Raw genomic sequence first — 12583 nt, forward strand, 5'->3', positions numbered from 1 at the left:
TAATGAATGTGTTGTTATTCTAAAGTTACCCGTTCTGCCGAAGATGAAACCGTATTTTCAAGTTTATTTTTTCTATCCGTCCTAATCTTGTAGATTGGTTATTTTCAAAAAAACCATAGATCATTACAGAAAATCCTCCCCTGATGAAAGGAGAGGAAAACTATATTAATATATAATCATTTTTGAAATTCAAGCTCGAGCTTCTTGTTTTCTTCGTTCCATGTAAGGATTGCATCAAAGGTTCTTTCTCCCTTTTTAAAACCTTTTATCAAATCTGTCCTGCCATCACTAATTAATTTTTTGGCATTCGTTTGTGAAATTTTTTTCTTCATAATCATCTTCGATAAGGTGAAGCTGCATTTTGTTTTGTTATAAGCACTGCAGCCATAAAATTCCCCTTTATCTATGACTTTGGCTTTGCAAAAAGGGCAGGAGCCTATAGACTTTCCGAGCGAACCACGGGAACGGCTTCCTTGGATTGATTCAGTATCAATCCCTTCAAATGTCCACTTCTGAGACGCCTCAATCGCATCTTCGATGATTTTCCCGCTCAGCTTTTTGACCTGCTCCATGAATTGAGGGGCAGATGCTTGTCCCTTGCCAATTTCACGAAGCCTTTGTTCCCATTTTGCTGTCATTTCCGGAGAGGCGAGTATTTTCTCCCCGATTGCTTCAATCAATACCTTTCCTTTATCTGTTGCAAACACAGTATTCTTTTTCACTTCAATATACTTTCGGTCTTTCAAGCCGGCAATGATACTTGCTCTTGTGGCTTCAGTTCCAAGCCCCTCTGTACTGGACAGAACCTTTTCGAGTTCTTCATCATTCAGATGCTTGCCTGCGGTTTTCATCAATGTTATCAACTGGCCCTCTGTGTAACGTTTAGGCGGCTGTGTTTTCCCTTCTTTCACTTTGACGCTTTTAACCTTCCCTTGCTCCCCTGCACTGACCTGCGGAAGCAGCTGTTCATCATCCTTTTCGTTCTGAAAGATCACTTTCCTCCAGCCTTCTTGTATCTGAATCTTTCCCTTAGAAATAAATTCAGCACGTCCATCTACAAGTGTGACTAGAGTTGAATAGTCAAAGATTGATTTCTCATAATGCGCCGCAATTAGCCTGCGGACAACTAAATCATATATTTTCTGTTCATCGGCTGGCAGTTTCTCTGGATTCTTCACTTGTTCTGTCGGAATGATGGCATAGTGATCGGTCACTTTCTGTTCATTAACATATCTCTTGTTATTGATGACAGATTTTACCGGAAGCGGAAACAGCTCTTTATAAGCATCAAGATTGTTCAATTTATTCAATATTTCCGGAAATGTTTCAGCTTCTCCTTTAGTTACAAAATTAGAGTCAGAACGCGGATATGAAACAATCCCTTTTTGATAAAGCTTCTGCAAGGTTTCCAGGGTCTTTTGGGGTGAAAATTTAAACACCTTGTTAGCTGTAGCTTGAAGTGATGAAAGGTTGAACAGCAACGGCGGCTGATATTCTTTTCTTTCAGTCGAAATGTCCTTAACTTCTGCTGGTTTTCCTTTACAAAATTCAGCGATTTTCAATGCAGTCTCTTTGTCTTTCAATCTGGAATCCTTATCTTTTTCCCATTTACCGTTGTATACTTTCCCCTCTACATCAAAATCTGCCGTCACTTCCCAAAATGGCTCACTGACGAAGCTTTCAATCTCTTTCTCTCTTTTTACAATCAGAGCTAATGTAGGGGTCTGTACCCGGCCAGCCGAAAAGACATCCGACATTCCCTTTTGCTTCAGAAGAATGCTATAGATACGTGAGGCATTCATCCCAATTATCCAGTCCGCGCAGGCCCGGGAATAGGCTTCATAGAACACACTCCTTGTATCACTTTCATCCAAAAGTTTCCCAAATCCTTCCGTTACGGCCTTGGGAGTCAAGGAAGAGATCCACAGTCTTTTCATAGGTTTTCGGACTCCGGAAATATTGATAATATTACGGACAATCAGCTCTCCTTCCCGCCCCGCGTCACCAGCATGAATGATTTCTGTGACTGAGGATTTTTGAAGGAGAGATTTGACTGCATTAAATTGCTTATATTTTGACCGTGTTACTTCATATTTGAATTTTTCAGGAACCATCGGCAAAGTATCGATACTCCATCTTTTCCATTGACTATTATATTTTTCAGGAGACTGAAGCTGCAAAAGGTGTCCAATGGCCCAAGTGATATAGGCTCCTTTTGGAAACAGCTGGTTTGGCAGGATCTCAATGAATCCCTGCCCTTTCTTATGGGGAAAAGGCTTTGCTAGTGCAGCTCCCTGATCAGGCTTTTCAGCAATTATTACTTTCATTTCTGGCTCCTTTGCTGTTGATTAATTTTATTTTTATAAGTGTTGTTGTTTCAAATCTATTATTACTTAGTGATGAGTTATGGAACCTCATTGACAAATATTCTTCATTGTAGCATATTTTACGGCTTCTAAAACAGTAGTGGTAACAAGCGGGATGTCATTTGAAGAAGATACACTTGATGGTTAGGGTTCATGAGAGTGGTGGGCATTTGGTCTTTCTACCAGGAAAGCTCTTTATGTCTTGAAGAGTTTGCGTATTGAGTAATGGGGAAGATTTAGGGAGTTTAAACGGGAAGCTTTCAGGAAGACAGCGCACTCCAACGATTACTGCTCTATACGTCAGATGCGGAAGATTTAAGGGAAGGAATTTCTACTATTATTATAGCGCAGCTGGTCTCAATAGTGGGAGATAAAGATAATATTTTGTCTAAAAAATGATAACTGCGGGGACGGAACACGGCAGCAAATTCTACTTACTTACCCCCTGTGGTGCGGAAAATTGGCCGATGTTTTTAGTAAGAGGAGAGTGGTGGTCGGTTTAAGGGGCAGGACCTTTTGACTCAGGAAACCCGCTGGCTCATTTAGCACGTTTATGGGCCGGCATCTTGGGATTTACGCAATCTCATTGGTCCATTTACCCTTTTAATGGACCAGTCTTGCGGCTTCCCCTATCTCGTTGGCCCATTTATCCTTTTTATGGGCCGGCACCTTGGGATTTACGCAACCTCATTGGTCCATTTACCCTTTTAATGGACCAGCATCTCAGGATTTCCGCTACCTCAATGGCCCATTTAAACAATAAATGCACCAACATCATTCAATTTCAACCGGCCGCTTAATCCCAATCAACCGACTCACCAGCTACTGGAGTATATTATTCCTTGCTTTCCTTTCTCTTAAAATAACCGCTGACATCCACATTTCGCTCTTCTAACTTTTGTAGAATGGTTTGATTGATTATTTCCAGTGTTTTCACTCTAGCAAACTTTTTATCTTCCCCCTCAATGATATACCATGGAGCGTTTGCTTTGTCTGTTTCATTGATCATGTCTTCTACCGCTTCTTGATACTGCTCCCACTTTTCCCTGTTACGCCAATCTTCCTCGGTCAGTTTCCAGGATTTCAATGGGTCCATCTTTCGTTCATTGAACCTTTTCAGCTGCTCTACTTTTGAAATGTGAAACCAGAACTTGATGATAATGTAATTTTCTTCTGACAGGATTTTTTCAAACTGATTGATTTCACCATATGCCCTTTTCCATGCGTCTTCATCTGCAAAACCTTCGACTCTTTCCACAAGCACCCTTCCGTACCAGGACCGGTCAAAGATACCGATTTTTCCGTACTTCGGCATCCGGTTCCAAAAACGCTGCAGATAATGGTATTGTTTTTGTTCACTGGTTGGGGCAGCTGTAGCATGTACCTCAAATCCCCTTGGGTCTATATTTTGGGTCGTCCGTTTAATGGCTCCGCCTTTGCCCGCGGCATCCCATCCTTCAAATACTAAAATGCAGCCTATTTTTTCATTAATCAGCGCCCTTTGCAAGCCAAGAAGTTGGAGCTGGAGTTTCTTTAATCTTTTCTTATAGGTGTTTTTATCTTCAATTTTTTTTGTTAGATCAATTGAGTCAAGCATTCGATGACCTCCTCCTTGTATAGTATGTAAGTAACTTCTGTTATATCGTTTTTTATCCTTATCAAATGCATTTCAAACTAAAGAAAGGCCCTGATTTACATCAGGAACCTCTTAACAGCTGTATTAAATCCAGGACCAATCGTGGCGCTTATCGTCATCTCTTCTGTCATCGCGGTCATCATCCCTGTCGCGCCTGCGTCTTCTTCTATCTTCGACGCCAAAAACATCGTCATCATTAAATCTGCGCCTTCTTTTATCATCTCGATCCAAAATAATGACTTCATTCGCGCGAATTAGGACTTTATCGGCATTAATTACACGTCTTCTTCTTTCGTCAGACAAACCTTTCCCCTCCTTTTGAACAATCGATCTAATACATCCCTGTATCAAACAGATTGGTTTACTATAAGATATGATGGAGAGTATGAAAGGAATGGACACCTATCTTTATGCCGTAATAAATAGGCACTTTGCGACTAACATACTATTTAATTATTATTCAAGACTGACTAAAAGCGCATTGCCATTTTCAGCAACTTTAACGATTGCAAACTCAGCAGCATTTTCAACTTCGAGCCCTGTTCCTTCTTCAACAAAATAACTCTCTATTCCGAAAATGATACGCCCATCTCCGCCAATCACGCCGTTAATGAGGATATCTTTTTCTTGTTTTTCATACTCCTTGTTCCACTTTCCACGCTGATTATAATATCCACTGTAAATATAGATTTCTCCTTCTGGCCTGAGCACAAGCTGAATTTTCTCTCCCGTAAATCCCGCGTCTCTTAAGGAACGCTGTTCGGAGATCTGGTAGTTCAGCCTTACATAATCCCCCTGAACCAGCGATCTCGGGTCAATTGGAGCCAACTCCAGTTTCACAGTCTCTCCGTCTCTTAATAAGATTTCGTTGGAAACCGTTTGATATCCCAGAAAGCCTGATTGCAGCAACAAAACGACTAGCAAGGCTTTCCATTTACCGAGAACGAAATTTGGGGCTTGAGAAGCAATATCCTTGTGATTATCTAAATAGAGTGTGACAACAAGAATCAAAATGCCCAATGCCAAAAACAGAATTGATTTATGAATGAGCTTCCACATCAGGTCGTAATATTTATATCCTATAAACAAAAACCAAAAGATAAGAGCAAGTGTAAACTCATAGTGTGAATTTTTCTTTTTGAAAAAAATAACGGCTGCTGTGATTAAGATAAAATAACTTATATTTAAGAAGATATATAGGGCCTGCAGGCTAGTGTCCAAGATTGTCAAACTAAGATAGTAGCTAAAGGCTGCCAGGATTGCCGTGTGTCTGATTCCAATCCATTTCTTTTGAAAGAAATAAAAAGCTCCATTGAATATAACCATACAGATAGCGATCCATTGATACGATTGGATGAATTCTGCGATCAATGAAACTATGGCGGCATTAAGTACTATGAACTGAATGACTTTCAATCCTGATTCCTGACTCAATTTCACACCAATCACTGCAGCCAGGATCAACAGCATCTTCATTACAAGATGATCACTGAAAAGACTGGCACCCATTGCAATAGTGTAGCCTGTGGAAAGGACAACAAATTTAAGTATTTCGGGCACAGGCACCGATAATGGAACAAGAAGACTGGGCAGAATCAAAATTATTAGAGCAAAATAAAACAAGAATATCGCTGGAAAGCCCCAAAATGCAAGAGTGACTAAACCTGTAATGGAGATAACAGAGAAAATTGTAGCGACCATGATAACGCTTACTGTTATTGCCTTTTGTAATATAGGATTCTCCTTGACTACGCCATTAAGGAATTTTGCAGACTTGATTGCTCCAACAACAAGACCGATTGAGAATATCAACAAGAAAACAAATAATGCTTCTCCTGCATAGTGAATAATCAGTTCAAAACCCTTGGACAATAAATACACCGATAAAGAAAAGATATACCCTGCAGCGAGTCTCTTTCTTTGAACAAGTTTTAATGAAGCCCATAAGCCAAATACAGCATTAGCCAGAAAGATAAAATTCATCAAGCTCCCATAGGTTGGAAAACTCTCCGAAAACGCTGTATAAATCAACAAGAATTGAAATACTGCAAAAGAAACATATTTAATAAGGGAAAGGTTCCAATTTTTCTTTAAGGAGAAAAAAAATAAACTGGCATTTGCGGCAGTGATGGATAAAACCAAGGTGAATAACTGAGTTTCAGTCCACTTGATGGAATAGCTTGAAGGAAACAGATAGAAATAATACGTTAGATGAAAAAGAAGATAGCCAAGTAGATAAAATGGTTGATATTTTGTAATAATGCTTAATAACAGAATGGGGATCAGCCAGACGGCAAATAAAAGATAACTGTCGGCATGCGAATTGTAGATTTGGCCAATTAATCCAACGGAAATTCCAAAACTGATGCCAGCACACAGGAGGACCCATCTGCTTAGGAATAGCTTGTTTGTCAAAACTTTAGCCAATATAAAACTGAATAGATAGAAGATGAGCAAAACACCTGCACTCATACTTACTTTGGTTAAACGGTCAACTCCTTGCCAATTGGATGCAAAAAAATAAAAGACGCTTGCCAGGATTAAACTGATACCGAATAAGTAACCAAGATTTACGGTTTTGACATTCACCCTAATTCCCCCGCTTCCTCTGGTGTTGCGTAGAATATGTGTTTCGTTTGTTCCTTCCTCTTATTATACTATTGCAGGGAGGAAATGTATGATGGATTTCAAGTCTTGTGTACTAAGTTACTACATAGCGGTCGCTTTAGTCTGCTGATAACAAAAAGGCTATCACCCCTGCAGGTGATAGCCTTTGCTTTAAGCACCCAAGACTTATACCATGGAAACAGGCTCTTTCGGTTTTCTTACAAATGCCATGATTCCTGCAATCAGGAAGAGTAATCCCGGTAGGAATCCAGCACCAAATGTGCCGAGTCCCACTACCAAGGCTGCAAGAATGAATAATATACCTGCGAGTACCGGCTTCTTGTTCCCTTTGATAAGAACAACAGCAACCAAACCAAGGATGGCACTTATTAGACCAAGACCGATCAAAAATGGTCCCATTGAATCGATCATTTGCATAATATAATTCGTGTCCTCTGTAGTGAGGGATGGATCACGAGTCATTTCCTGTTCCATCATTTCCTGCATCATTCCCCTGTTAGCGTTTAGAATGAAGCCCATAACAGCGAATAATCCGCTTAGTATAATACCGATAATTCCCATTACTATTTCTGCTGTACGCTTTACCACGTTAGATCTCCTCCTGCTATTAAGTTGTTTCACTAGTACATACGAGAAATACTTCAAAAAGATTCATAATAATAATCAATCAATAAATCTTTTTTTCATTTCAGGCCCAGGCAGCATACAGGTGTCCCTTCTGCCGAACCATTTATAACGGTTCTTTGCAATGTAATCATATAAATAGTCCCTGAAAGCCTTAGGTATGATTATTCCAAAATAAAACACCTTCCATATCCCGTCAAGGTTTCTGCATACCTTTACAGCTGCCGTTGACTTCATATACGCCCGATCCTGTTCAATTAAAATAATGCTGTCTGTTGCTGGATCAATGTGATGCTTCTCCATCAAAGCTTTGCCTTTAGTACTTTGTTGAGATGCAAATTGATAATAAGCATTTTTATCCCGTTTAATAACGAATTGTACGATGCTGTTACAGAGGTTGCACACCCCATCGAACAAGATGACTCCGTTCATATTGACAGCTCCTTCCCATTCATATTTATAATACCATTTTTTAAAATAAACATGGAAATAGTTTGAGCTTGGCTGGAATATGCTTAGAGTTATTGATTTGCATGAAATCAATAAGATTCGCCAGCTTTTTTCCTGCGTATCGACTTATATGTGCCGCCATGGAGAAATAACGAAATTGGTTTTTGGCTAAATTACATGTAGATTATAGAGGAAGGTTTGTAAAAGACTTTAGACCCCCTCGTTTTACTTTTCTGACTTGGCCCCGCCAAGTCAGCTTTTTTGTTTTCGGCTCTTTTCTTAAACTTTGTTGCAATTTTATATACTTTTCATGAGGTATGCCTTTATTCACCGATAATATGCTGGTAAGCAAACAAGAAAAGATCTTTTCACCTTGTTCAGGGCAAAATCCGGCTCTATAGATTTTTCCGAGAGCAGCAATATATACGAAAACAGCGTTGTTTTAAGAAGCTGACTTTACATAAAATCCCGAATTCTCTGCATCCTAGTAAATGGAGGTGATAGAATTTGGAAAAAAACAACAAACCAACAACCCCTGATTTTGACAGCTTGGATGACCGCGTTATTGCGTCCGCACCGTCAAATCCTTCTCTCGTCATCAAAACAAACCTTGACCCGGATAGTGTAGAGGAAGAAAATCCTTATTTTCAAAAGGATCAGCAAAGAGACCCGAAGAAGTTCAAGGATTATTTCAAAGAATAGGCGCTGCAGTGCTTCACCGCACTAAAAGGGACTGTCCCCTTTCATACGGTAATACGGTAAAGGAGGAGGACGGTCTTTTTTTATGAATTTTTGCAGTCAGACAGATGATATATCGCCGTTATTAGGTTATAATAGAATCGCTCTATCAAACTTTTGAGAGGCAGTATTTTATTTAGAACTACTTAAACTGCTTATCATCATAGATTGCGAGGATCCATTAAGATGTTACATTTTAAGACTTATATTAAAGACCATCATTCTCCATGGGTCACTTTTATACATGGAGCAGGCGGCAGTTCGAGTATCTGGTTTAAACAAATAAAAGATTATAAAAAAGAATTTAATATATTATTAATTGATTTAAGAGGCCATGGAAGTTCTACAGCTACATGGAAAAAAGGGGATTCCTTTATTAATGTCGCAGAGGAAGTCATTGATGTCTTAGATCATCTGGACATCCAAACTTCACATTTTGTCGGTATTTCACTTGGAACCATCGTAGTACAGACACTTGCAGGAAAACACCCTGAACGGCTGTCATCCATGATTTTGGCTGGTGCTGTCATTCAACTGAATCTTCGGACCAAATTTTTGCTTGCCATAGGAAATGCTTTTAAATTTATATTGCCATATATGTGGCTGTACAAATTATTTGCATGGATCATTATGCCGCGCCCAAGACACATGGAATCCAGATATACATTTGTAAAGCAAGCTAAAAAGATGTGTCAGAAAGAATTTATCCGCTGGTTGGGCCTGACCAAGTCCATTAATCCCTATTTAAGGAATTTACAAATAGATTCCAAGGGCATTCCCACACTGTTTGTCATGGGAGAAGAAGATCACCTTTTCCTAACTCCTGTTAAGCAGCTGGTTAAAAAACAACAAGAATTAGATTTGCAAACAATAGAAGATTCCGGCCATGTGTGTAATATTGACCAGCCGGAAAAGTTTAATTCTATTACTCTCAAATATTTAAAAAAATTACATTCTGTAAGAACATCTTTATTAGTATAACGATCCGTCTTATCATAAGGCGGATTTTTTCATTATTATGAATTCGGCCTGCTACTACCCCTAAAATCATGCTTTATAACCCTTAAAATTTGGGTAGAGTGTTAGCAAATGACCTACTACTAAAAAGCGTTACAGAAAGCTTTTAGCTGCGCTTGATTGATAAATAATGATAAAGAAAGCGGGTGAAAAGATGATCGTTATAGGAATTGATTTATCCGGCCCTACCAATACAAAAGATACGGTCGTATCGATTTTTGAAAAGGTTGATGGGGCATTAAAATTGAGACAGCTGATTTCAGGAGCCACCGATGAAGTTATCCTCTCCAGAATTCAAAAGGAAGCTGAGAATCATACGGTATTCATTGGCATTGACTCTCCTCTTTCTTATCAGGGGGGAGGCGGGGACAGACAGGCGGATAAAAGTTTACGTGCCTACATTACAGAGCTGGGTATGAAATCTTCTTCCATCATGGCACCAACAATGAACAGAATGGCTTATCTTACATTAAGGGGCATTTCCCTGACACGGGCGATTGGATCAATGACAACGAGGAAACCCGTAAAGATAGTAGAGGTTCACCCTGGTGCGGTGATGGGTTCAAGACTACCCAAAGAATTGCTGCCTCACCTTCTCTCATACAAAAAAGAGGCTGATTCAAGGCTGCACATTTTTCAGTTTCTTCAATCCACGGATCTGAACGCATTACCAGAAGAAGTAAAAGAAACGACACATGCTATTGATTCTTGTGCAGCGGCATTGGGAGCATGGAATTGGGGTGATCCCTATCTGGAGCCGAACTGGTGCTGGAAAGCGGAGCCTCCATTACATCCATATGATTATTGCTGTTAACTATGCAATACCCGGGCACACTGTTCAGGGCCGGCCTTTTCGAAGGCTATAAAAGTGTCTTTGCAGGATCATCCTTACTAAATTATTGCAGTGATTCTTCAACTAAAAAAACAGTCTGCAAACCTTGCAGACTGTTTTTTCTATTTGACTAACACATTTCCACTTGAAAACCATTTTCTTTTAAAGCCTGTTTCAAACTGCTGTACGAAGGATATTCTTTGAAATTGATTCCCAAATGCACAGCTGTCATAGCTAATTCAGGGCGTATGCCTGAAAGAAAGGCTTCTACACCGATTAACTTAAGGCTGGATATCATTTGAAAAAGCTGGTTCGCAATCATGGTATCGATTGTTCCCACTCCTGAAATATCGATAAAAAGTTTTGAAATTTGATATTTCACACACTGCTGCAGCACGGCATCTGCTAATCCATCCGCTATGGTGATATTCAGATTGCCAAGCAGGGGGAATATTGCAACATTCTCAGTGACAGGGATAACTGGGGATGTAATGGATTTAATCAAATTTTCCTGCTTTGAGAAAGATTCTCGCGTTTTTAAATTATAATGCTCTGTGAATTTTTCAATGATGGAATCAATCCCTGTATTTAACTCTTTGCTCCATTCCACTACTTGTTGAACATCTATGTTATTTTTGTCGATAAACTTTTCAATAACATCCCAATAGATTCTCCTGAAGATACTAAATTTCTGTATGACCTCATAAAGGGTTGTTCCTGATTCGACCCTTTCTTCTGCAATCTTTTCTGTCCACTTAATCATTCTGTCCTCAAATTTTTCCTTAGACACAAAAATGTAGGCAATGCTTTCAATCAATTCGTCATTATGCTTTCGCAGCTTACTCTCAACTTCCGGAGAAGCACTCTTTGAATAAATAGAATATCCTGAAGCCTCTTCCCTGGAGTCCAACCAATCATTGGTCATGTTAGGGGCATTTTCGATGATATATTGAAAAAGCAATTGATTATTCTGTTCTTTCATCAGGCTCTCACCTCTACCTTTGGATACTTTCATTGTATAAAGCTTTTAAACTTTTAGCAATTATCAGTATGGTTTTTTGATGGGGTTTTTTTAAAACGCTTGTACCATTCCTTCTTCCAAGTTGATTTAGATCTGTATGCTGCCATATCTCCTTCATAAGACCAATATGATGCTGGTTTCACGATTAGGGTGTCTCATAACTCTTTTATTAGACCAATACGAAGCTGCTTTCTGGATTAGAGTGCCTCATAAACCCACTCATAAGACAAATTTAAAGCGGCTCTCTCGATTTGGTGCTTCATAAGCTTTCCCCACTCCCTAATAAAGTGAATTGGATTTTCAAGGGATCCCTCTAAAAGCATATTACAGACAGATTTCCCCAAATTGAAAACTTTTTGAAATTCTTCGTAATTAAATGTATTCTAAGAGCATCTATACTATAATGAACAGAAAGAATACAACGATTGGGGGACACTCTATGTGGAAAACTGATATAGGTCGATTCAGGATGATGGGGTTCATTGAAGGAGCTTCTCTTCTGATCTTGTTGTTTATCGCCATGCCGCTCAAGTACATAGCAGGGATTCCAGAAGCCGTGTCAGTTGTGGGAGCGCTTCATGGATTCTTCTTTATCCTTTATTTAGTGGTGATTGCCTACACAACAATTAAAGTAAGATGGGCTTTTAAATGGATCTTCGGCTCTGTTCTTGTGGCATTCGTGCCTTTCGGTAATATGATGCTTGACAGCAGATTAAAAAAGAACAACTTCTCTGCTTGAGACGGCTGCCAGTTTAAGATCAACTTAATTACTCAGAAAAAGCTAAAAGCAGCGGTAAATTCGCTGCTTTTTTACTTTTCTTTATAAAAAACATGTAGATGTAGGGTTTTCTCTTACCTTGAAGTAGTAAATTCTCTGCACCTCTCCACCCTCTTATTTACTAATGCACGGCCACTTGAAGAAAACATTATAATAGTTCAGCACTCGCACATTTTTCTATAAGTGTATCTATAGTCCAATCTACTTTCTTCTCTCGCCATATATTATCAGTATGCTATAACGAAAGGAGTGATAGAGTTGGGAAACAATCAAACAGATCCATGTGCGAGATGCAGTGATGATAGCTTGCTTTGCTTATCTGTTCCAGGAGGGCTTTGCTTGCAATTACTGGGTCTAGAGATTCGAATAAATGATTTGCTGGTTGAATTGGGACCTGAGGCAGACTTGGCAGGTATTCAAAACTTGTTAGGTCAGTTGTTAGGTGGCGCTGCTGCAAATATAGCAACAGAGGATAACACTTCTAATTAATCAA

The 12583-nt window shown here is 39.3% G+C and carries 12 protein-coding genes; 5 read left to right on the forward strand and 7 right to left on the reverse strand.

The features are described from left to right. Positions 1-176 precede the first annotated feature (176 nt). The 6 genes from BSG1_RS03780 to BSG1_RS03805 form a co-directional block, all read right to left on the reverse strand. Positions 177-2327, reverse strand: a complete 2151-nt coding sequence (locus BSG1_RS03780; protein ID WP_006835528.1) for a DNA topoisomerase III — start codon at positions 2325-2327, stop codon at positions 177-179. A gap of 874 nt (positions 2328-3201) precedes the next feature. Continuing rightward, positions 3202-3963, reverse strand: coding sequence for a polyphosphate kinase 2 family protein (locus tag BSG1_RS03785; RefSeq protein ID WP_006835529.1), 762 nt, complete (start codon positions 3961-3963; stop codon positions 3202-3204). A 95-nt stretch (positions 3964-4058) separates the two neighbouring features. After that, positions 4059-4199, reverse strand: coding sequence for a hypothetical protein (locus BSG1_RS20725; RefSeq protein WP_156791386.1), 141 nt, complete (start codon positions 4197-4199; stop codon positions 4059-4061). A 259-nt stretch (positions 4200-4458) separates the two neighbouring features. Continuing rightward, positions 4459-6591, reverse strand: coding sequence for a GDYXXLXY domain-containing protein (locus tag BSG1_RS03795; protein WP_006835531.1), 2133 nt, complete (start codon positions 6589-6591; stop codon positions 4459-4461). A gap of 204 nt (positions 6592-6795) precedes the next feature. Continuing rightward, a complete protein-coding gene (locus tag BSG1_RS03800) occupies positions 6796-7218 on the reverse strand; it encodes a DUF4064 domain-containing protein (RefSeq protein WP_232214186.1) in 423 nt (140 codons plus the stop codon). Positions 7219-7293: 75 nt separating this feature from the next. After that, complete coding sequence (locus BSG1_RS03805; RefSeq protein ID WP_044022361.1) at positions 7294-7686, reverse strand: thiol-disulfide oxidoreductase DCC family protein; 393 nt, start codon at positions 7684-7686, stop codon at positions 7294-7296. 525 nt (positions 7687-8211) lie between these two features. Here BSG1_RS03805 and BSG1_RS03810 point away from each other — a divergent pair. The 3 genes from BSG1_RS03810 to BSG1_RS03820 all read left to right on the forward strand — a co-directional run bounded on the left by BSG1_RS03810 (position 8212) and on the right by BSG1_RS03820 (position 10273). Then, positions 8212-8406, forward strand: a complete 195-nt coding sequence (locus tag BSG1_RS03810) for a hypothetical protein (RefSeq protein WP_006835535.1) — start codon at positions 8212-8214, stop codon at positions 8404-8406. A 222-nt stretch (positions 8407-8628) separates the two neighbouring features. After that, complete coding sequence (locus BSG1_RS03815) at positions 8629-9423, forward strand: alpha/beta fold hydrolase (RefSeq protein WP_006835536.1); 795 nt, start codon at positions 8629-8631, stop codon at positions 9421-9423. 190 nt (positions 9424-9613) lie between these two features. Next, positions 9614-10273 carry a DUF429 domain-containing protein gene (locus BSG1_RS03820; RefSeq protein WP_156791387.1) on the forward strand — a complete coding sequence of 220 codons (660 nt, stop codon included), beginning with the start codon at positions 9614-9616 and terminating at the stop codon, positions 10271-10273. A 148-nt stretch (positions 10274-10421) separates the two neighbouring features. On the opposite strand, the gene BSG1_RS03825 is transcribed toward BSG1_RS03820, so the two are convergent. Continuing rightward, positions 10422-11273, reverse strand: coding sequence for an STAS domain-containing protein (locus BSG1_RS03825; protein ID WP_044022362.1), 852 nt, complete (start codon positions 11271-11273; stop codon positions 10422-10424). Between the two features lie 478 nt (positions 11274-11751). Here BSG1_RS03825 and BSG1_RS03830 point away from each other — a divergent pair, with 478 nt between their 5' ends. Together BSG1_RS03830 and BSG1_RS20730 are read left to right on the forward strand one after the other, a co-directional pair. Further along, positions 11752-12051 carry a DUF3817 domain-containing protein gene (locus BSG1_RS03830; RefSeq protein ID WP_044022363.1) on the forward strand — a complete coding sequence of 100 codons (300 nt, stop codon included), beginning with the start codon at positions 11752-11754 and terminating at the stop codon, positions 12049-12051. Positions 12052-12348: 297 nt separating this feature from the next. After that, the gene (locus tag BSG1_RS20730) at positions 12349-12579 is read left to right on the forward strand and encodes a hypothetical protein (RefSeq protein ID WP_156791388.1); all 231 of its coding nucleotides are present in this window, start codon (positions 12349-12351) and stop codon (positions 12577-12579) included. Positions 12580-12583: the final 4 nt, after the last annotated feature.

Origin of the sequence: Bacillus sp. SG-1, assembly GCF_000181495.1 — a bacterium.
Taxonomy (GTDB): domain Bacteria; phylum Bacillota; class Bacilli; order Bacillales; family Bacillaceae_B; genus Rossellomorea.